Genomic DNA, 21,059 nt, shown 5'->3' with positions numbered 1-21,059 from the left:
CGAAAACGATCAACCAATTGCCTAAAAAATTCTTGCGTAGTCAATCATAAAAATAAAATTACCTAAATTTAGATCGCGCGGAACTTCGTTCGGGAATTCAGTTCCTGACAAACTTCCTAACGTCATCGAGGTTAACGAGGATCGATGATATCCCGTTTGTGTGCTTGAGACGTCCAAGCGGGCGCAACCGCCTCTCCACAATCGCCTTTACAATTTTCTCGGTGGAAATTTTTGTACTCTTCGCTGCGTCCGGAATGGTAGCGGCCCTAGGCGGCGCGATACCGACCTCTCCGGTCCCATTTCCGACCAACCCAACGAATTCAATCAGCGCGGAGCGCACATAGTGCCTGTAACTCAACCTCCCCGGCACCTGCACAGACCGCCGCAAACGCAAAAAACCTACTTTCGTTAGACCCATAAGGCTAACTGCATCAGCTACCCCGACAGAGTCTGCGAAATCAGCGATCAATTCTTTTGCGTGCTTGTTCGAGATAAGAGTTGAGGGAGTTGGGTGGTCGGTATCTACAAACTTCCGATGTTTAGCCACTTTGATGATCGTTTTAACGTCTCGTCCGGATACCGTTGCGAGGTAACTGAGCGTCACTGAGTTCGGCTCGACCTTTGCGCCCCCTCCAAATGAAGATTGTCCAAGACGCCGGGGCGCGTTCCGTAGAAAATGTTGCCTGAGTTCGCGCCTCAGTGGCTCAATCGATATATCTGCATTACGCAACCAGTAAAAAAGATGCTCCCCATATACAAATCTGACTGAGAAACCGCCGCACGGCTTTTGATCATAAAGATTGTCCAGAAAATTTCGGAAGCCGTTCGGCCAGTCAGCTAAAATCTCAAAACCTCTCTCCCGGGCTCGAACCAACTCAGGCGTACCCAGATCACGAAGTAAAGGATGATTTCCACCATATAGATCCGTCAGACCTACCCGCAACGACGCAGTGGCGGCTTGCACTGGAGCCATTTCCGAGAGCGGCGAACCATGCGCCAGCGGCTCTCCTTTCAGCGAGGCCACAAAGCGCCGTTCAAATTCGGAGGCACAGGGCGGCCCTGAAGGCCCCAACCGATGACCGAACGGACAAAGCAATGGGTTCAAATCCCGATGACTTAGCGGGGCCTGACAGACCGGACAGCGGAAAAGAAGGTAGGTTGCGTGATTCGGACAAACCAATCCGCCAGTCACGTCCCACCAGAATCGCCGATATGGCCGACATAAATCTGGACCTGTCCGACGGTCCATATCTTCAACAAGGCAAGCTGGGCAGACCGGGCCTCGCCTAATCACCCTGATCCCAGTCGAAATAGAAATTCGGACTGAATTAATGAACGTGCCTTTATCGTTGCGAATCAAGGCGTGTCTATTGATTTGATCGATTGGGATTCCCGACAAATCAGACAGGCGATCCAACTCGTAGGATGCGTAAATTCTTTCGACTAACTCTCTATTACGTATCCCCACCATACTGATGAGTTCGATCGGGCTCGACGCCCTATTGCGGAGGGCCAGACGATTTAATAGGCCCCAAGGTGACTCGCCTTCCGCACCTTGAACCCGAAGAGGCAGAGCGAAGTTTGGCATTTAGACCGCACGAATCACATCACGGCGCCCACGATTCGTTACTGCCTTCCTGCTGAATATGAACTGCCGACACTCAGGTGGTTGAAATGATGGCATTATGCTGGCAGCAGCCAGTCTCCGGCAGATTGCCCTGCTCGAAGTCCCGTCAGCTGCTGCAAGAGCGCTGGCGGCTACATAGTTTTGACCGAAAGTGTGGACAGCAGTTGCTAAAAGCCTAGCCTGATCGCCAGCGATCACGCCCGATCGACGAAGGTAACGAACTGAGTCGGGATGCAGGCCTAGAGCGCGGGCTGCTTGCTCGACGCTTAAACAATGCTGAGGTCTCAGTGCGCTTACCTCTGCGATCGACAGGACGACACCCCCAAGATTCGGCCATCCTCTCAGGATGCCTAGCGGCGTCAGCTGCCCGGAGAGGATAGCCTGGCAAACCTCGACCGTTGGAATGCCTACGCACTTGGAAGCGATGGGCAATCGTGCTGCCCCGCTCGGTTGTGTCTCGATTATTTCGCACTTGGCCTTGATCGCCGCCATCAAACCGGAAGCCCAATCTCCCGGGTCGCGAATAGCCAGTCCGTCATCTCCCGTATCGAACATGGCCTTGAGCATCATAACCTGTCGACGCCCGATGCCTAGGCGCGCAGCAATTGCCCGTCCAGTTGCAGCTTTCGACGCGGCCTTCCTGACAAGCGCCCGTGAGACATCATCCGGCAATAGTGGGAACGCCACTCCCGTTCGAACACCGGCTGGAATAGCGCCAATGCCGTCCATCAGTGCTCGAGCGCCATCGTAGCCCATACCAAGCAGGCCCGCCGCCACCGTCATGCAGATTGTTCGAGGCACAGCCTCGCCAAACACAGGTTCATCGGCTGCAACGATCTGATGGCGAACCGCGTGCTCTCGCAAGACCTTTCGCATTTGCCTCGACACCGCCGTTCGTGGCGCCTCGTCAGCCAGTTCGGAGTAAATCCAGCCATAAGAGCCGATAAGGCCGGACGGGCGGTCCTCGGCGAGGCGATTTGTCGCAACGCGATCAAGCGCTCGGGAAAACCGGTTTGGCCAATCCTCGAGCGCGTCAACACCAGCGTCGCGAGCCCGGGCTTTGTCAGCCGCAGATGCTCGCACCCTAACCGAGCGATACCCCAGTGTTACTGCCCACCCGATCCTTTCTACGATCGCTATGGCATCGCGAAGAACCTCGCCCTTTAGTAGCGGCAGGTCCCGGGCGCCCGGTAGACCCAAGCGCCCACATATCCATTGATCGGCAATACCCACGCCGGTTGGAAGCTGGTCCGCCTCGATTTTCCAGAACGGGTAGCCACAGCGGCATTGATCAAGACACCCGTAATCCCATCCAATCTGGCGATCGCAAGATGGGCACTGCTCCACCAGCTCAATCCGATGCTCGGGACAAGTTCGGACCGACCGGACATCCCACGCCGCACGATGCCAGGCTGCATATTCTAACGGCTCCGACCGTCGGAAACCCTAAGCAGCCGCTGGCATATGCGCGACACCTAGCTCCTAGCTCTTCGAAGCTCGCAGCCGCGATGAGAAAGCTCCGGTAATGGCCCGGCGCATAAAACTGAACCGAAAGCGCAGTACGCAACGATGATGGACGATGATGCCGTGGCCTTTGAGCGGCGCGGTGCAGACGCTGGCACTAATCCGATGTTCGGCGAGTGGCAGCATCGCTTTGCTTTCGCGCCCGTGCCGCCCCCAAAAGCACCTGATTGAACGAAGCCGAGTAATCCGGAAATTTCACGGGCTTGCAGCCGGCCGCTCGACCTCTATCATGGCGAGACTGGGGTCCGTGGGGGTGCTTCGTGGAGCTGACAAAAGACAGTTTAGACGATCTTTTGCATCATCTTTACGAAGCGCTGATCGCAGACGGATCGGAGAACAGGAGCAACCAGGGAGACTCGATTGAGCTACTTGGAGTCACGCTCCGCTTAACCAAGCCCAGGTCCCGCTTGAGCAGATCTGCGACGCGATCGCGCCCGCTCAGCGCTCTCGGCGAGTTGCTGTGGTATCTCGCTGGCTCCGATGAAGTGGCATTTATGAAGCCCTACATCCCATCTTACGGCGATATCGACGGCCTGCCGCAAGTGAATGGTGCTTATGGTCCTCGCATCAGATCACGGCACGGATTTGACCAACTTCACGCGGTCACCGAGGCTATGCGGGAGAAGGGCGGGAGCCGCCGGACCGTTATCCAACTCTACGAAGCCAAGGATTTCCTGACCAAGTTGGACGTACCCTGCACACTGTCACTCCAGTTCTATCGGCGTGGTGACACCTTGCATATGTCCACCATGATGCGATCAAACGATGCCTACCTGGGGGTGCCGCACGACATTTTTTGCTTCACGATGATCCAGGAACTCGTAGCCGCCGAGCTTGGGCTTGAGCTCGGGGAATATGTCCACATGGTCGGTAGCATGCACCTCTACGCTCGCGATCTCGACCGCGCGAAGCGGTACCTCAGCGAAGGTTTCCAGCGGATCGATGAGATGGCGCCTATGCCCACAGATGCCCCCTTTGCTCAGATGGAAAAGCTGCTGGCTTTGGAAACCAGGATCAGGGCCAGAGAGGATCTGGACCCTGGTGCCGAACTGACGGCCCCCTACTGGTCTGATCTTGCCCGTTTGGTGCAAGTGATCTTCGCGGGTAGCGACGATGGGAAAATTCAGGAGATTTCCAGCTCGATGAGCACCACATTCTACCAAAATTTCATCGAGGATCGTCGGGCACTCAAGGCAGCTGGCGAGAAAAGGAAGGCCCAGAAACAGGCCGAAGCAGGGGCCGCCTAATATGAAATGGCCACGATGGCAGGAGCGTAAGGACGCGCTTTCTGCGGCATTGCTGGATCACTCGGCTAACGTCCGCCATCTTCCCGGCGTCGCCAATCCGGTGGCCCGAGACACACTCGCGATGCAGATCGTTGCGAGCCTCCGGCGCGATGACTATTTTCGATCGATCCAGCATCGAGGGCCGATTGCGCCGGAACGTGCGGACCCGCATTCGGACAAGTTTGAAGCTGAACTTGGTGTGGTCTACCTTCTACAGAATGGTGCCCACGATGAGGCGGCGTGGCTCATCTTCCTGATGGTCTACCTTGCCAAGCCTGCCGACAGCGGTTGGCGCCGTCTGCGCGACATCTACGGCAAGCTTGGAAAGGGTCGATGGGACTGGGCTGCCGTCGCAGCAAATCCGGATGCTTTCGGTGCCTGGCTGGCAGAGCATTGGCAGGAGATTGGCGGCAAATTCGGCAACCACAGAAAATATGAGAGCATCAAGCCGGATGCACGCCGACCGATGGGCGCCGCGATAGCCCAGTACGTTCGTTGGGTTCTCGACGGCGGGGGGCATCGACGTCTCTTCGCAGACATCATCCGAGAGGCCGGCAACGATCCCAACTCAATTTTCGACGCCTTCTATCATGCCCTCCCAATCAAGGGCTTCGGGCGTCTTGGGCGGTTCGATTGGGTTGCGATGCTCTCGCGATACCGGCTGATCCATGCTGAAGCCGGATCGGCGTATCTGAAGACAGCCACGGGACCGCGCTCTGGCCTTCAATTGCTCTTTCTCGGGAACCCAGAGACAAAGACCGACCCCGATATTTTACAGGGCTGGCTCGACGACCTCGACAGTGATCTTGGCGTCGGCATGGAGGTGCTCGAAGACTCGATCTGCAACTGGCAGAAAAAGCCCACCGAATTCGAGCACTTCAAGGGTTAGGCGGCGGCCTCAATCTGGTCCCAAGTCCATGTCCGCCGAAGCTTCTCAAGCTTCCCATGCGGGACCAGACCACGGTGCTGCAACTGCCCCAGAATCAATCCCGTTGAGACTCCGAGCGAAACCGCAAATCGCCGGATCGTATCTTCGTCCGGGCGGAGACTTTCGAGTTCTGCGATCCGGTTTTCGGGAACGATCATGGATTGAGCGAAATCATTCGCCTCCCGCTCGCAAGGATCGTCCTTCTGGTTGGTTTCCTCGTCGTCCACGAACGGCGTCGCGCCATGCAGAAGCAAATGCCCAAGCTCGTGGAAAAGGGTGAACCAGAAATGGTCATCTTTCCGATAGCGAAAGCTAACGAGCACCATCGCCTTGTCCGGCGCGATCAATCTGCTTGCGCCGCTCGCCCGGCATCCGCTGGGAGCTCGCACCACGACCAACGCAACGCCCGCTTCGGCCAACAGCGCGGTCAGAAGCTTCAAAAAACGCGTTGGCTTGCTGATCCGCGAAAGGCTCCGGATCTCATTCAGGCGCTCACGCAGGCGATCAGGGTTCCATTCTCTCGTCTCACGGAGGCTAGCTTCCACCTCCCCCTGCCGGAGCCACATCGACGTCGCCCCCTCATGCGACGTGTATGCGAAGGACGTGCGAAAACGGGTTTCGCGGCGATCGCGACCATAGCGCGCATGCCAGGAGCCGAGCGTGCTCACGCCAAAAAACGCCAAGCGCTTCTCGAGTTCGCTTGACCGATTGCCAGCGTTGACGCGTCCCTTAGGCTTCGCATCCGGCGCCGGAATATGGTCGAACCAGACATTGGCGTCATCGTCTGATACCGACGCGACCGCACGAGCGAGCGCCTCCTCGTACTTTTCCTGCCGGGTTTTCCAGAACGTCGGAGATCCCCCAACTGCGCTGGAGATCACGTCTGCCGCAGCAGAATCGATCGCACCCGCTCCGCTTATGATGTCGCGAAGCTGGCTCATGCCGCCCTGAAGCTTCGAGGCTAGGTCGACAGCCGACACACGGCGGCGACGCATCGCGGACAGGACGCTATCGCCAGGCCGTGAAAACCAGTCTTTTTCCTGAGGCAGAATTTCAGCCTCTAGCACCTCGATACCTCGACCAGCATAATCCGTCGCACCTGCCCCCAAGCGATCCCGCCATCTTCACCCTGTGGCGCGTCACCGCCCGCTACGAACGCTGCGCGGTAGTCTGTACCGAAGCCAATGAAAAGGGAATCCCCCCCAACAATTTCACCATCGCGAAAATCAATCAGCTCGCCCGCGTTTGGCAATGACTCAGCGTCGGCCAAAAGCTGCAGAAGCTCATTCGCCGGCTGGGGGCCAAGCTGACCCTGGGCAACCTCGATCTTCGTGCAGGTCTCCCGGAGCGCTTCTGATTTGAATGAAACGCTCAGCATGACGCCTTCCAAAGGAGGCACCAAACGGGGCATGCTTTCACCGCTGCCCTACTCCAGAGCGACGATCCGATCACTGGGGTAGCGGGGACCCGTGCGGCTTGGAGGCTTGCTTCGCTCGTATCGTCTCGATCCGATCCCAGTTACGCTTGAGTTCCTGATCGCCTGCATCATCCATATTGATGCCGGACGCGCCGCACAGCCCGGCCAGGGTTACCATCACCCCGCCAACCTCGAGGTCGGGCTCACCGATTGGGCGGTCGAATACGTAATTCACGAGCGCGATCGCATCATCCTTGGTGCAACCGTTCGCCTGCGCCAATTCCAAGGCTTCTTCGAGAAAACGGTGAGTGCGCTCTGCCCGGTCCCCCCGAACAGACGGCGGGAAGCACGCGGTCAGCCATTCTGCGACGCGCAACTGGAATGACGTAACCGACAACCAGACCCCCTCGACATTGAGCGATCGACGCTAGATCACCCGTTTATCGATCCCCCGGGCCCCTGATAGCGAGCGGGTTAGATCCTTCAATCATTTTGGGTCACTTTGTCAGGGAATTTCAGGATCAACCGGGATTAACCGCAACAATGGCTTAGATTCTGACCGAACGGACCCATAGACCTTACGCTCAGGCGAAAATTTCGACGGAGGCGAGGTGTCCCGGGCCTCCTAAGGAATGAGAACTCGATCCTCTGGCACGCGCTCAAACGCATCTCCGCATAGCGAAATGTTTCGGGCGCCCGGCAAACGGCCGAGCGCCCAAAGATAGCGAAATCGGATTCCGACCCGTCGCAAGGTTTATGCGATGCACTCACCCCATCATTCAAGTCGATGAGGCGCCCCTAAAATCCACACACGGTGCGAAATGGGCATACCAAATCAAGGGTCAGCGCGAAAACTTTACGAAGGCGAACGCGGTGCTCATGCGATTGCTTGAACGCCACGGCCAATTTGCCTGAATTACGCCTTTGCGGATTTAGGTGCGGCAGGGCTGTGAGAAAACGAGGGGCAGACGCTATTCGATGCACCGATAGACATGCTGCCGTGATCCCCGAGCGCCTGAAAACACAACAGGATAGAGACTCTGGCGGCACCGAATCTCGGGCCGCCAGATTTTATTTAATTGGTTGTCCGTTTTAGCGAATTGCCTTCTTTTGATAGCTAATTGCCTTTCCGGACAACCGGATCAGACGTCCAGATTGGCGACCGAGAGCGCATTCTCCTGGATGAACTCGCGGCGCGGCTCGACCACGTCGCCCATCAGGCGGGTGAAGATCTCATCGGCGACATCCGCCTGCGACACCTCGACCTTGAGCAGCGAGCGGTTGGCCGGATCGAGCGTGGTCTCCCACAGCTGTTCCGCGTTCATCTCGCCAAGGCCCTTGTAGCGCGCGATCGACAGGCCCTTGCGGCCGGACGCGAATACCGCCTCCAGCAGCTCGGACGGGCGACCGACGACGGTCCCCTTGGGATCGGCGGGTGCGTCCTCGTCCTCGGCAGCGTCGATCTTCTCGGCGGTCTTGATCGAAACGAGCCGCGAGGGCGAACCATAGGCTTCGGCCTGTTCGGCGGCGAGGGCATGCAGCTTGCGCGCCTCGGCCGAGCCGAGGAACGCCGCGTCGATCACATGGTGATCGGACACGCCGCGCCACTTGCGGGTCAGGTGATAGCCGCCCTCTTCGGACGCCTCGCCCTTCCACTCCGCCTCGGGATCGATCCGGCCGAGCCATTCCGCCACCTTCGGCGCGACGCCCGAGCGATCCGCCTCGGGGGCGAGGGCGCCGGTCAGCGCCAGCGCCTCGACGATGCCGCCTTCGTAGCGACGCGGCACGTAGGTCATCAGCGTGCGCATCCGGCGGGCGTGGTCGATCAGCGCCTGCAGGTCGGCGCCGGTGCGACGGCCCTCGGCGGTATCCAGCGCAAGCGTCGCGACGCCGGCGTCGACCAGATATTGATCGAGCGCCGCCTGGTCCTTGAGGTAGACCTCCGACCGGCCCTTCGCGACCTTGTAGAGCGGCGGCTGGGCAATGAAGAGGTGCCCGCGCGTGATCAGCTCGGGCATCTGCCGGTAGAAGAAGGTGAGCAGCAGCGTGCGGATGTGCGCGCCGTCCACGTCGGCGTCCGTCATGATGACGATCTTGTGGTAGCGCAGCTTGTCGGCGTTGAAATCGTCGCGCCCGATGCCGCAGCCGAGCGCCTGGATCAGCGTGCCGACCTCCTTGGAGGAGAGCATCCGATCGAAGCGCGCACGCTCGACGTTGAGGATCTTGCCCTTGAGCGGCAGGATCGCCTGGTTGTGGCGATTGCGGCCCTGCTTGGCCGAACCGCCGGCCGAGTCACCCTCGACGATGAACAGTTCAGACTTGGACGGATCGCGCTCCTGGCAATCGGCCAGCTTGCCGGGCAGCGAAGCGATGCCCATCACCGACTTGCGGCTCGCCTCGCGCGCCTTGCGGGCAGCCTCGCGGGCGGCGGCGGCGTCGATGATCTTCTGGATGATCGTCTTGGCGTGGCCGGGATTTTCCTCCAGCCACTCCGCCAGCTTGTCCGCCATCAGCGCTTCCAGCGGCTGGCGCACCTCGGACGAGACGAGCTTGTCCTTGGTCTGCGAACTGAACTTGGGATCGGGGAGCTTGACCGAGACGATCGCCGTCAGCCCCTCGCGCATATCGTCGCCGGTGAGGCTGACCTTCTCGCGCTTCATCATCCCGCTCTTGTCGGCATAGGCGTTGAGCGTGCGGGTCAGCGCCGCGCGGAACGCGGCGAGGTGCGTGCCGCCGTCGCGCTGCGGGATGTTGTTGGTGAAGCAGAGGACCTGCTCGTAATAGCTGTCGTTCCACTCCAGCGCGACGTCGATGCCGACATCGTCGCGCTGGCCGCCGATCGCGATCGGATCGGGCATGAGCGGCGTCTTGGCGCGATCGAGATACTTTACGAAGGCCGCGATGCCACCCTCGTAGTAAAGCTCGACCTCCTTCTTCTCGGCGTGGCGCGCATCGACTAGGAACAGGCGCACGCCGGAGTTCAGGAAGGCAAGCTCGCGATAGCGATGCTCGAGCTTCTCGAAATCGAACTCGGTGATCTTGAAGGTTTCGGCGGAGGGCAGGAAGGTGACCTTCGTGCCCTTCTTGCCGTTCGGCGCGGCGCCGACGACCTTGAGCGGGGCGACCGCATCGCCGCGCGCGAAGCGCATGTAATGCTCCTCGCCGTCGCGCCAGATGGTGAGATCGAGGAAGTCGCTGAGCGCGTTCACCACCGAGACGCCGACGCCGTGCAGGCCGCCGGACACCTTGTAGGCGTTGCTGTCGCTGGTGTTGTCGAACTTACCGCCGGCATGGAGCTGGGTCATGATGACCTCGGCCGCCGACACGCCCTCTTCGGGGTGGATGCCGGTCGGGATGCCGCGACCATTGTCCTCGACAGAGACCGAGCCGTCCGGGTTCAGCTGGATGATCACCCGGTCGCAATGGCCGGCCAGCGCCTCGTCGATGGCATTGTCCGAAACCTCGAACACCATGTGGTGGAGGCCCGATCCGTCGTCGGTGTCGCCGATATACATGCCCGGCCGCTTGCGCACGGCATCGAGGCCCTTCAGCACCTTGATCGAGGAGGCGCCGTAGTCGTTCGTCTCAGGGGTATCGCTCATGCCCATCATATAGGCATCACGAACACGAAACTAAAGAGAAATGCGGCTTTCCGAGGGGGCTGCGCTTGTGCATTCTGGCACCCGCCGGGGGGCAAGGGGAGACATCATGACGCGCATCATCGGCATCCTGCTGGGCGCCTCCATGCTGGCGACGCCGCTCGCCGCGCAGGAGGCCCAGCTCCGCCCGGATCAGGCCCGCTTCCGCGCGCTCTACCAGGAACTGGTGGAGACCGACACGAGCATCACCACCGGCGACTGCACCGCGCTCGCCGCCAAGGTGGCGGGGCATCTGAAGCAGGCCGGTTTCACCGACGCCGATCTCACGCCCTTCTCTGTGCCGGATCATCCCAGGGAGGGCGGCCTCGTCGCGGTGCTGCCGGGGACGGACAAGGCGGCGAAGCCGATGCTGCTGCTCGGCCATATCGACGTCGTCACCGCCAAGCGCGCCGACTGGACCCGCGATCCTTATAAAATGGTCGAGGAGAACGGCTATTTCTGGGGTCGCGGCGCTGCCGACATGAAGGCGATGGACGCGATCTGGATCGACAGCCTGATCCGCATGAAGGAAAGCGGATACAAGCCGAAACGCACGATCAAGCTGGCGCTGACCTGCGGCGAGGAGACCAGCACCGCCTTCAACGGCGCCGAGTGGCTCAGCAAGAACAAGCCCGACCTGATCGCCGCCCAGTTCGCGCTCAACGAGGGCGGCGGTGGGCGGACCGACGGGCATGGCAAGCTGCTCACCGCCAACCTGCATGTCGGCGAGAAGCTGGCGGTGAACTACCGGATCGAGGCGACCAATCCCGGCGGCCACAGCTCGGCGCCGGTGAAGGACAATGCGATCTACGAACTGGCCGACGCGCTGGCCAAGCTGCGCGATTTCGACTTTCCCGCCCAGCTCTCCGACACCACCCGCGCCTATTTCGCCAAGGCAGGCGCGGCGCGGGGCGACGATCTCGGCAAGGCTATGATGGGCTTCGCGAAGAATCCCGAGGACAAGCAGGCCGAGGCGCTGCTCGACGCCGACAAGAGCTATCATTCGATGCTGCGCACGACCTGCGTCGCGACCCTGCTGGACGGCGGCCATGCCGAGAATGCGCTGCCGCAGCGGGCGGGCGCCAACGTCAACTGCCGGATCTTCCCCGGCACGTCACCGCAGCAGGTGCGCGACCAGCTGGAGAAGGTGGTCGCCGATCCGCGGATGACGGTGAAGCTCACCGACGATCGCGGCGGCGTGGTGGCCAAGCCGCCGCCGCTCGACCCGAAGATCGTCGCGCCCGCCGAAAAGCTGCTGGCGAAATATTATCCCGGCGTGCCGCTCGTCCCCTTCATGTCGACGGGCGCGACCGACGGCGTGTTCCTCGAACAGATCGGCATCCCGGTCTACGGCCCGCCCGGCCTCTATTCCGATCCGGACGGCAACGGCACCCATGGGCTGAACGAGCATATGGCGGTGAAGGCGGTCTACACCGGCCGCGACTATCTGTTCGACTTGATCAAGCTCTACGCCGGCTGAGGGGTTTAGAGTTTCAGCGGCAGCTTGATCGGCGTCAGCGAGATCGAGACGAAGGGCCTGTCCGAGCCGAGCGTGACGTTCAGCGACGACAGGCCGCACGGCACCGGCCGGCCCACGACGTGGGACACCGCGACGCAGGCATTTTCGTGCACCTTGCCGATCGGCAGCGCGAGGATCGACACGAAGATCGCCCCCACCAGCGCGAGCGAGGCCAGCACGTCGCGGCGGACGGCGCGACGGCGATCGGGCGAGAGATGGCGCTGGCGCATGGGAACTTCCGACAGGATGGAACGTCCCTGAGGTAGCGCCAATATCCAGTCTTGACAAATAGGAACAAATGTAGAACATTGTTGGCGACTGGACGGATCGTGGAGGAAACGCGATGCCTGCTGCTCCGGATACCCGCCTCTATCTGTTCGCCATGCTGCCGGACGGCGTGGGGGATCGTCTCGCCATTTCCAACGATGTCGAACCGGCGCTGCCGGGCCTGAAGCTGGTCTCCACCGCGCGTCGCCACATCACGCTCGCCAATCTCTCGGCGGTGGACGTGCCGGAGGATTTCCGTATCCAGCTCGCGCAATGGGTGATGGCGACCGTGCCGCCCTTCGCCTTCCACGTCGTGTTCGACCAGCTCGTCGCCGGTGCGCGCAGCACGCTGCTCAAGGCGAGCCAGCCGCTGCTCGGCGCGCTGGAGGCGCAGGCGCACGTGCTCGACATGCTGCGGCAGTACGGGCTGGACCTGCCCGCCAGGGCGGCGCCCGTGCCGCACGTGACGCTCGGCTACGGCTATCGCGAGGGACATGGCGGGCCGGGCGTGCAGCCGATCGACGGGATCAGCTGGCTGGTCGACGAACTGGTGCTGGTGCGCAGCTGGCATGGCCGGACGTGGCACGAGGAACTGGGCCGGTGGCGGCTGCCGGGGCGGGCAAGGAATGCGGCGTAGGCTTGAGACGGTAGCCCCGCACCGTTCCGTTCGTCCTGAGCGAAGTCGAAGGACGTGCCACAAACGCGGCGCCTGCAGCACGCACTTCGACTTCGCTCAGTGCGAACGGAACGTCAGCGACGGGAGCTTATCGGACGGCCGCTTACTCGAACTCGCTCGCGCGGCGCCCCAGCAACGTCACCTCGACCCGGCGGTTGAGCCGCATCCCGTCCGCCGTCGCGTTGGTCGCGACCGGATCGTTTTCGCCATGGCCGCGCACGCGGAAGCGTGCCTGCGTCACCCCCATACCATCGAAGGCGTCGCGCACGCTGTCGGCGCGGCGTTCAGACAGGAGCTGGTTATGCTGATCGGTGCCGCGCGAATCGGTGAAGCCGTCGATCGCGACGCGCACCCCCGGATTGTCCTGCAGATAACCGGCGAGCGCCTGCAGCTTGTCGAGCGCGTGCGGACGCAGCACCGCGCTGTCGGTCTGGAACAGCACGTCCTCCTGCAGCGTCATCCGCGCGCCCTCGGGCGTGTCGCGGAAATGGTAGGCGCGCATCGCGGCGCGATCCCAGCGGCCAGGGCGCGGCGGCCGCCCGGCCTCGACCGGCACGGCGACGACGCGGTCGGTCATCCGCCAGTCGAACCGAGCGCGATCGGGCACGGCCTCGGCGAAGGCGCGGTTGGCGGCGCGCGCCTCGCGCGGGGTGATGAAGCCGTCGTGATTCCAGTCGAAATTGCGCAGAACGAAGGCGCGACCGCGCGGCGTGTTGCGGAGTTCGGGGAACAGGATGCGCAGGCCCGGTCCGTCGAGATCGTAGGCGCGCGCGTCGCCGGGGCGTCCGCCGGCCCAATCCCAATGACCGGGCACCCAGCGTTCCTGGGCCGACGCCGCGCCGGCGCCGAGCGTCACGGCCAGCGCCGCTGCGATAATCGGGAAACGAACCATGATGCACTCCTCCATCGCCCCGCCGCGATGGAGAAGAACTGCCCTGCCCGGCTTGAACCGCCGGTGAGTGCGCCTGAAAGCCGCGGTTCAGGCGGCGCGCGTGATCCGGCGCCAGAGGCCGCCATCGGCGAGGATCTCGCGCGCCGCATTGTGGCCCGGCGCACCGGTCACACCACCACCCGGATGGGTGCCCGCCCCGCACATGTAGAGACCCTTCAGCGGCCCGCGATAGGCGCCGTTGCCGAGGATCGGGCGGGCCGACCACAGTTGATCGAGGCTCATGTTGCCGTGCATGATGTCGCCGCCCATCAGCCCGAACTTGCGCTCCAGATCGAGCGGCGAATGGATCTGCCGCGCGATGACCGAGGCCTTGAAGCCGGGTGCCCATTTTTCGACCGTATCGACGATCAGATCGGCTCCTTCCTCGCGCGCATCGTCCCACGAGCGACCATCCGGAAGCTCCGGCGCGAACTGCTGGCAGAACAGGCTCGCCACATGGCTTCCGGCGGGCGCGAGGCTGTCGTCCACCGTGGAGGGAATCAGCATCTCGACGATCGGCGCCTTCGACATGCCGGTCTGCTTGGCGTCGGTATAGGCGCGGTCCATGTAATCGAGCGTCGGCGCGATGATGATGCCCGACTGGTGGTGCTCGCCGGGCTCGGGCAGGCTCGTGAATCGCGGCAGCTCGCTGAGCGCGACGTTCATCCGGAAGGTGCCGGAGCCGACCTTGAAGCCCTTCACCCGGCGGCGGAATTCGGGCGCGAGATCACCCTCCGCGATCAGCTTGTCGTAGAGCAGGCGCGGGCCGACGTTCGAGACGATGGCCTTGCCGAACACCTCCGCGCCGCCTTCCAGCCGCACGCCGACCGCGCGCTCGCCATCGACCAGCACCTGATCGACCGCCGCGTCGGTGGTGATCTCGACGCCCGCTTCCTCGCACGCCGCCCGCATCGCGGTGGTGATCGCGCCCATGCCGCCGATGGCGTGGCCCCATGCGCCCTTCTTGCCGTTCACCTCGCCGAAGACGTGGTGGAGCAGCACGTAGGCCGATCCCGGCGTGTCCGGCGAAGCGAAGTTGCCGACCACCGCGTCGAAGCCGAACGCCGCCTTCACCGCCTCGCTCTCGAACCAGCCGTCGAGGAAGGTGCGCGCGGACTTGGTGAAGAGATCGAGCACGTCGCGCTGCTGCGCGAGGCTGAGCTTGGAAAGCCCACGCCCCTGCTTCGCCGCCGCGATCAGCGTGCCGATGCCGTCGCCTATGTTCGGCGGGGACTTCAACGCCAGATCGCGCAGCACGTCGGCTACCACGTCAAGCGTCTCATAATAGGCCGGCAGTGTCTCCGCATCGCGGGCCGAAAACTTGCGGAACTCGGCCTGCGTCCGCTCCAGCCCGCCGCCGAGCTTGAGGTAGCGGCCGTCGTCCTGCGGCAGGAAGTTGGAGATCGGCCGCTCGACGATGCGCAGGCCGCGCTCGGCGAGCTTCATGTCGCGGATCACCTTGGGCTGGAGCAGGCTGACCGTGTAGCTCGCCACCGAATTGCGGAAGCCGGGGTGAAATTCCTCGGTCACCGCCGCACCGCCGACGATGTGCCGGCGCTCCAGCACCCGCACGGACTTGCCGGCGCGCGCGAGATAGAAGGCGCAGACGAGGCCGTTATGCCCGCCGCCGATGATCACCGCGTCATAACGCTTGCCGCTCATTCACTGGACTCCATGGGGACGCCGGCTCCAGCCGGGTGCGGGCGCGCGATGCTGGCGCGCCTCGGGAATGGCGTGGCGGATCTTGCGGCAGAAATTGCGCAGCGCGACCTCCTGTTCGGAAAGCGGGCCGACGGTGAAGCTCTTGGACGCCATGCCGTCCTGCACGCGGCCGATCAGCAACGTATCCTCGGCATTGACCTGCCGGTTGATCCGCCAGTTGCAGTAGCGCGCGGCCTTCATCTCCCGCCGATCGTCGGGGAGCGCATAGGCGATCTCGCGGATCAGGCACTCGGTCGGCGAGACCGGCAGCCACTGCATGAAATCGACCTGATCGGGATAGATGTCGAAGGCGATGTTCGGCCACAGCTTGAAATAGGTCCACAGCCGCTGCCGGTCGGCCGGCAGGTGCGGCACGCTCGGCAGGAAATGCTGGTAGGCGCGCTCGGACGGGTTGGCGGACGGCTTGTCGACGATCGGCCCCCACATCTTGTCGACATGGGCGCTGGCCTCGACGCCGTAACCGTTGCCCATCAGCCGCTTGAGGCCGGGATGCGCGACGGCGATGTGCAGGCCATCCGAATAATTGTCGCCGACATTCTTCCAGTTCACGACGCGCGGCCGCAGCGTCACCCGGCCGAAGGCGCGCAGATCCTCGAAACGGTAAGGCTCCACCTCGGCCTCGTAGGGGGCCATCATGCGGGCGACGGACGGGCCGCCATCATCCTCCAGCCGCACGAAGACGAAGCCGCGCCAGATCTCCAGATCGACGGTCTTCAACCCGTGATCGGCCATGTCCATGGCGTAGGTCTCGCGCATGGGCACGCCGGTCAGGCGGCCGTCGAGATCGTAGGTCCAGGCGTGATAGGGGCAGACCAGCTTCCTCGCGCAGCCCGAAGGCCCGTCGAGCAACCGCGCGCCGCGATGGCGGCAGACGTTGGTGAAGGCGTTGAGCGCGCCGTCCCTGCCCCGCACCACGACGACGCTCTCGCCGACATAATCGAGCGTGTGGAAGTCGCCGGGATTGGGCACGTCGCTGACGTGGCAGACGATCTGCCACGAGGGGCGGATGACGCGGGCGACCTCGACCTCGAAGAATTCGGGATCGGAGTAGGTCCAGGCGGGCAGGCTCCAGCCTTCATCCGGGTCGTCCGCGATATGAGTCGCCGCCTCGGCCATTCCCACCCTCCAGTTGCTGCACGATCGTACAACAGGCGTCATGAGGGAGCAAGGGTGCGCTCAGCGATCCTTCCAATAGCTGAAGGCCTGTTCCTGCACCGACCGGACGAACGCCATCGCCTTCGGTCCCTCCCACGGTCCGTCATAGCCGCGGATGAAGGCCTGCGCGCCGGCCCACCAGCCCTGCCCCGGCAAGCCATCGGATTCGCGCACGACCAGCACGGCCAGCTCGGGTTCTCCGGCGGCGCGGCCGGCCTCGTCGATCGCGTCCAGCGTCTTGCACAGCGCGCGCATCTTCGGCCGGGTGAAGCGGTGGCCGAGCAGGTTGAGGATCGAGGAGTAGCTGATCGCCTCGCCGGCCCGCGCGGCATCGATCAGCAGCGCGCGGACGCGCGGCACGTCGGCGATGGCGTCGCTCATGCGCCGGGTGCCCAGCCGGGCGGGGCGAGGGTGAAGCCGGCGAAGTCGAAGCCGGGCGAGACGATGCAGGACACCAAGGCCCAGCCGGTGATGGTTTCGGTCGCCTGCCAGTGATGCGGCGGGACGAGGATCTGCGGCTGCTCGTCAGCCAACACATCGCCGCCCAGCACATGCTCCGCAACCGGCCCGGCCTCGCCCGGCGCGGTCAGCACGCGCAGCGGGGCGCCGGCATGCCAGAGCCACAGTTCGGCCGCATCGACCCTATGCCAGTGCGATCGCTGGCCGGCTTCGAGCAGGAAGTGGATGGCGGTGGCGCTCGCGCGGCGTCCCGGCGGGGCATCCGCCCGCCAGGTCTCGCGATACCAGCCGCCTTCGGGATGGGGTTCGAGCTTCAGCCGCTCGATGATCGCCCGCGCTTCGTCCATATCGGCAATGTCGGCGGGCGGGAGGATTTGGGCAAGGGGGCGGGGCGTGCCGGTCAGCGCGCGCCCGCCAGCCAGCCGATCAGCACGTAGGCGATGATGCCCGGCAGGCCGAGGCCGAGGATGGTCAGCAGCACCAGTGCCGCGCGGACGAGGCCGACATCGGTGCCGGACCAGTCCGCGAAGCCCCGGCACACGCCGAGCCACAGGCCCTGGCGGCGGTCGATCACGAAACGGTTGGACATGGGCTGTCTCCGGTGTCGCGGGGCTTAGAGGTGGAACAAGGCAGCGCTCGCCGACGTGGCGGGCAGGACGGCGGCGGCGACCAGCACGGCCGAGCAGAACACCGCACCGGCGGCCGAAACGAGCGTCTCGCGGACGGAAGAGAAAGTGAAATCGAACATGGTTTGTCTCCTGGTTTTTCCGGTCTCGCCGGTGATCGGCGGGATGCCGGTACGTTTGCAGGGGGCGTGCCAAGTTTGAGAAACGGCGGTTTTGCGCCATGTTTGATGTATTGGTCTGTCAGGGATCCGAAATTCGCACCATATTGGCGCGCAAAATGCGAAAGGTTGGGCAGAAACCAACCGGCGTCGGATCGGATCATGCAGAGGCGGATGCCGCCCATTGGCCAAAGCCCGCACGCCACCTATGTTGCGCGCCATGCCACCCGATCAGCCGGGCGGGGCGCAGGTGAACCGGGAGGCCGGCTTCGCCCTGCTCCGCCGTTTCCTCCCCTATCTCTGGCCCGCGACCGCGCCGATGCTGCGTGCGCGCGTCGTCGCCTCGCTGCTGCTCGTCGTCGCCTCCAAGGTGGTGCAGGTCTATGGCGCGGCCTTCGCGCTGAAGGCGGTGATCGATCATATCGCGATCGGCGATCGCGGCACGGCGACCCTGATCGCGCTGATGGCGACCGGCTACGCGGCGGCGCGCTTCGGCGGCACCCTGTTCGACAATCTGCGCAACGCCATCTTCGAACGTGTCGGCCAGACCGCGACGCTGCAGCTGGCGGCGTCCGTCTTCCGCCACCTCCACCAGCTGTCGCTGCGCTTCCACCTGACGCGGCGGACGGGCGCGGTCACCAAGGTGATCGAGCGCGGCACCAAGAGCATCGACACGATGCTCTACTTCATGTTGTTCAACATTGCGCCGACCGTACTCGAACTGGCGATGGTCCTGCAGGTGTTCGGCAGCCATTTCGGCCTGTGGCTGGTCGCCGGCACTTTGGTGATGGTGGCCGTCTACATCTGGTTCACCCGCGTTGTGACCGACTGGCGCAATGCGCTGCGGATGCGGATGAACGACCTCGATACCGGCGCGATGGCGCATGCGGTGGATTCGCTGCTGAATTTCGAGACGGTGAAGTATTTCACCGCCGAGGATCGCGAGGCGGCGCGCTACGACCGCGCGATCGCGGCTTACTCCGATGCGGCGGTAAAGAACGAGACGTCGCTCGCGTGGCTCAACATCGGGCAGGCGCTGATCACCAACGCGATGATGGCGGGCGGCATGGTGCTGGTCATCTACGGCTGGCAGGCGCGGCAATTCTCGCCGGGCGACGTGATGCTGGTGAGCACGTTGCTGTCCCAGCTGTTCCGTCCGCTCGACATGCTGGGCATGGTCTATCGGACGATCCGGCAGGGCCTGATCGACATGGCCGCGATGTTCGATCTGATCGATACCGATGCCGAGGTGGTGGATGCGCCCGATGCGCGGCCGCTGGCGGTCTCCGGCGGCCATGTCCGCTTCGAGGACGTGCGCTTCGGCTATGAGGGCGAGCGGCCGATCCTGAAGGGCATCGACATCGAGGTGGCCGCCGGCAGCACGCTCGCCATCGTCGGCCCGTCGGGTGCGGGCAAGTCGACGATCGCGCGATTGCTCTATCGCTTCTACGATCTGTCGGGCGGCCGGATCACCATCGACGGGCAGGACATCGCCCGCGTCACGCAGGCGTCGCTGCGCGCGTCGATCGGCATCGTCCCGCAGGATACGGTGCTGTTCAACGACACGATCGGCTACAATATCGGCTACGGCCGCGCCGGCGCGACGGCGGAGGAGATCCGCGCGGCGGCGAGGGGGGCGGCGATCGACCGCTTCATCGACAGCCTGCCGCAAGGCTACGAGTCCGAGGTCGGAGAGCGGGGCCTGAAGCTGTCGGGCGGCGAGAAGCAGCGCGTGGCGATCGCGCGGACCCTGCTCAAGGATCCGCCGTTGCTGATCCTCGACGAGGCGACCAGCGCGCTCGACAGCCGCACCGAGGCGGAGATCCTCGACACGCTGGGCGCGGTTTCGGCACGGCGCACCACGATCACGATCGCGCACCGCCTCTCGACCATCGTCGATGCCGACCAGATCGTGGTGCTCGACGCCGGTCGCGTCGCCGAGCGCGGCACCCATGCCGAGCTGATGGCGCGGGATGGCCTCTATGCCGAGATGTGGGCACGCCAGGCGGCCGAGCGCGAAGCCGGCGAAGCACTGGCGGCGGAATAGACCGCCCCGCTTGATCGCCGCCGCAACAGGTGTAGCATCCTCCTAAAACAGCGGGAGGGGTCCTGTGGCGGTATCGATGACGATGGTGGGGTTGTTGGCCTTGGTTCAGGCCGCGACGGTCGTGCCGCCCGCCGCGACGCCCCCGGCACCCTCGCCGCTCGATCCTGCCGCTCTGCCCTCGCCGTTGCCGGTCGATGCCAGCACCGTACCCGGCACGCCGGCCAGCACCGCCGTCAAGCTGCGCGAGGTGGATACGCGCATGACCGTGCCGGTGCTGGTCAACGGCAAGGGGCCGTATCGCTTCATCGTGGACAGCGGGGCGACGCGGACGGTCATCTCCCGTACGCTCGCCGCGCAGCTCGGGCTGCCATCGGCGGGCAGCGTCCCGCTGCACAGCGTCGGCGGCGAAAGCAATGTGCCGGCCGTCCACATCGATTCGCTCTATGTCGGTGCGCTGCCCGCCAAGGAACTGGTCGCGCCGGTGCTCGACGAGGCCAATCTCGGCGGCCTCGGTATCCTCGGTATCGATACGCTGAAGGGCAAGAAGGTGGTGATCGATCTGGTCCACCACGCCATGTCGGTGGAGCCGGCCGACAAATATGTCCAGCCGGCCCAGCCCAACGAGATCGTCGTGACGGCGCGCAGCCGCCTGGGCCAGCTCGTCCTCGCCGATGCCGATGTGGCGGGGCAGAAAGTGTATGCGATCGTCGATACCGGCAGCATGGTGACGCTCGGCAACCTGACGCTCAGGGACAAGCTGGTCCGCCGCAAGCGCGCCGAGCCGCAGCAGGTGACGATCACCGATGTCACCGGGCGCAAGATCGTCGCCAGCTACGCGCCGATCAACGACCTGAGGCTCGGCGATTTCCACATGCGCAACGTCGTCGTCGCGTTCGACGATGCCCATGCCTTCGATCGCTTCGGCCTGTCGAGGAAGCCGGCGATGCTGCTCGGCATGGACATGATGCAGGCGTTCAGCCGCGTCTCGATCGATTTCGCGCGGCGCAAGGTGCGGCTGACGCGGCCCGAGGATCCGGATACCGGGCCGGCGATCCACCTCGATACCGGCGGCTGAGCCG

The 21,059-nt window shown here is 63.6% G+C and carries 19 protein-coding genes and 1 pseudogene; 7 read left to right on the top strand and 13 right to left on the bottom strand.

Annotated elements, in window-relative coordinates; all coding sequences use genetic code 11:
• Positions 1 to 97: 97 nt before the first annotated feature.
• Positions 98 to 1,024, bottom strand: a complete 927-nt coding sequence (locus QGN17_RS20540) for a hypothetical protein (protein WP_281046472.1) — start codon at positions 1,022 to 1,024, stop codon at positions 98 to 100.
• Between the two features lie 138 nt (positions 1,025 to 1,162).
• Positions 1,163 to 1,588 (bottom strand): annotated as a pseudogene (locus QGN17_RS20940) (TniQ family protein); the annotation flags it as partial.
• Positions 1,589 to 3,411: 1,823 nt separating this feature from the next.
• Here QGN17_RS20940 and QGN17_RS20535 point away from each other — a divergent pair.
• Positions 3,412 to 4,398 (top strand): thymidylate synthase, encoded by a 987-nt coding sequence (locus QGN17_RS20535; RefSeq protein WP_281046471.1) that lies wholly within the window; start codon positions 3,412 to 3,414, stop codon positions 4,396 to 4,398.
• A 1-nt stretch (position 4,399) separates the two neighbouring features.
• On the top strand, positions 4,400 to 5,326 hold the full coding sequence (locus QGN17_RS20530) for an alpha-glutamyl/putrescinyl thymine pyrophosphorylase clade 3 protein (RefSeq protein ID WP_281046470.1): 927 nt from the start codon (positions 4,400 to 4,402) through the stop codon (positions 5,324 to 5,326).
• Here QGN17_RS20530 and QGN17_RS20525 read toward each other — a convergent pair.
• A complete protein-coding gene (locus QGN17_RS20525; protein WP_281046469.1) occupies positions 5,323 to 6,306 on the bottom strand; it encodes an ImmA/IrrE family metallo-endopeptidase in 984 nt (327 codons plus the stop codon). The genes QGN17_RS20530 and QGN17_RS20525 overlap by 4 nt on opposite strands.
• An 80-nt stretch (positions 6,307 to 6,386) precedes the next feature.
• On the opposite strand from QGN17_RS20525, the gene QGN17_RS20520 reads away from it, so the two are divergent.
• Positions 6,387 to 6,620, top strand: coding sequence for a hypothetical protein (locus tag QGN17_RS20520; protein WP_281046468.1), 234 nt, complete (start codon positions 6,387 to 6,389; stop codon positions 6,618 to 6,620).
• Between the two features lie 193 nt (positions 6,621 to 6,813).
• On the opposite strand, the gene QGN17_RS20515 is transcribed toward QGN17_RS20520, so the two are convergent.
• Together QGN17_RS20515 and gyrB are read right to left on the bottom strand one after the other, a co-directional pair.
• Positions 6,814 to 7,158 carry a hypothetical protein gene (locus QGN17_RS20515; protein WP_281046467.1) on the bottom strand — a complete coding sequence of 115 codons (345 nt, stop codon included), beginning with the start codon at positions 7,156 to 7,158 and terminating at the stop codon, positions 6,814 to 6,816.
• 766 nt (positions 7,159 to 7,924) lie between these two features.
• Positions 7,925 to 10,393 (bottom strand): DNA topoisomerase (ATP-hydrolyzing) subunit B, encoded by a 2,469-nt coding sequence (gyrB, locus tag QGN17_RS20510; RefSeq protein ID WP_281046466.1) that lies wholly within the window; start codon positions 10,391 to 10,393, stop codon positions 7,925 to 7,927.
• A 97-nt stretch (positions 10,394 to 10,490) separates the two neighbouring features.
• On the opposite strand from gyrB, the gene QGN17_RS20505 reads away from it, so the two are divergent.
• Entirely contained in the window at positions 10,491 to 11,900 is a 1,410-nt protein-coding gene (locus tag QGN17_RS20505; RefSeq protein WP_281046465.1) for a M20/M25/M40 family metallo-hydrolase, read from the top strand.
• 5 nt (positions 11,901 to 11,905) lie between these two features.
• Here the strand turns inward: QGN17_RS20505 and QGN17_RS20500 are convergent, their stop codons facing one another.
• A complete protein-coding gene (locus tag QGN17_RS20500) occupies positions 11,906 to 12,169 on the bottom strand; it encodes a hypothetical protein (protein ID WP_281046464.1) in 264 nt (87 codons plus the stop codon).
• 113 nt (positions 12,170 to 12,282) lie between these two features.
• On the opposite strand from QGN17_RS20500, the gene QGN17_RS20495 reads away from it, so the two are divergent.
• Positions 12,283 to 12,843, top strand: coding sequence for a 2'-5' RNA ligase family protein (locus tag QGN17_RS20495; RefSeq protein ID WP_281046463.1), 561 nt, complete (start codon positions 12,283 to 12,285; stop codon positions 12,841 to 12,843).
• A gap of 142 nt (positions 12,844 to 12,985) precedes the next feature.
• Here the strand turns inward: QGN17_RS20495 and QGN17_RS20490 are convergent, their stop codons facing one another.
• From QGN17_RS20490 to QGN17_RS20460, 7 genes are all read right to left on the bottom strand, one after another.
• Positions 12,986 to 13,774: an OmpA family protein gene (locus QGN17_RS20490; RefSeq protein ID WP_281046462.1), complete on the bottom strand. Its 789-nt coding sequence runs from the start codon at positions 13,772 to 13,774 to the stop codon at positions 12,986 to 12,988.
• An 87-nt stretch (positions 13,775 to 13,861) separates the two neighbouring features.
• Complete coding sequence (locus QGN17_RS20485) at positions 13,862 to 15,475, bottom strand: phytoene desaturase family protein (RefSeq protein WP_281046461.1); 1,614 nt, start codon at positions 15,473 to 15,475, stop codon at positions 13,862 to 13,864.
• Positions 15,476 to 16,651: an aromatic ring-hydroxylating oxygenase subunit alpha gene (locus QGN17_RS20480; protein ID WP_281046460.1), complete on the bottom strand. Its 1,176-nt coding sequence runs from the start codon at positions 16,649 to 16,651 to the stop codon at positions 15,476 to 15,478. It lies immediately after the preceding gene.
• Between the two features lie 60 nt (positions 16,652 to 16,711).
• Entirely contained in the window at positions 16,712 to 17,071 is a 360-nt protein-coding gene (locus QGN17_RS20475) for a ribose-phosphate pyrophosphokinase (protein ID WP_281046459.1), read from the bottom strand.
• Positions 17,068 to 17,496, bottom strand: coding sequence for a cupin domain-containing protein (locus tag QGN17_RS20470; protein ID WP_281046458.1), 429 nt, complete (start codon positions 17,494 to 17,496; stop codon positions 17,068 to 17,070). The genes QGN17_RS20475 and QGN17_RS20470 overlap by 4 nt, the downstream gene beginning before the upstream one ends.
• Positions 17,497 to 17,549: 53 nt before the next feature.
• Entirely contained in the window at positions 17,550 to 17,738 is a 189-nt protein-coding gene (locus QGN17_RS20465; RefSeq protein ID WP_281046457.1) for a PspC domain-containing protein, read from the bottom strand.
• 24 nt (positions 17,739 to 17,762) lie between these two features.
• Complete coding sequence (locus QGN17_RS20460) at positions 17,763 to 17,897, bottom strand: hypothetical protein (protein ID WP_281046456.1); 135 nt, start codon at positions 17,895 to 17,897, stop codon at positions 17,763 to 17,765.
• Positions 17,898 to 18,153: 256 nt separating this feature from the next.
• On the opposite strand from QGN17_RS20460, the gene QGN17_RS20455 reads away from it, so the two are divergent.
• Together QGN17_RS20455 and QGN17_RS20450 are read left to right on the top strand one after the other, a co-directional pair.
• A complete protein-coding gene (locus QGN17_RS20455) occupies positions 18,154 to 19,980 on the top strand; it encodes an ABCB family ABC transporter ATP-binding protein/permease (RefSeq protein ID WP_281046455.1) in 1,827 nt (608 codons plus the stop codon).
• A 64-nt stretch (positions 19,981 to 20,044) separates the two neighbouring features.
• A complete protein-coding gene (locus tag QGN17_RS20450) occupies positions 20,045 to 21,055 on the top strand; it encodes a retroviral-like aspartic protease family protein (RefSeq protein WP_281046454.1) in 1,011 nt (336 codons plus the stop codon).
• The last annotated feature ends 4 nt before the right edge of the window (positions 21,056 to 21,059 follow it).

The organism is Sphingomonas oryzagri, from assembly GCF_029906645.1.
In the GTDB taxonomy this organism is placed as follows: Bacteria; Pseudomonadota; Alphaproteobacteria; order Sphingomonadales; family Sphingomonadaceae; genus Solisphingomonas; species Solisphingomonas oryzagri.
The sequence above is the reverse complement of the archived record's forward strand: the minus strand, read 5'-3'. Positions and strand labels throughout refer to the sequence as shown.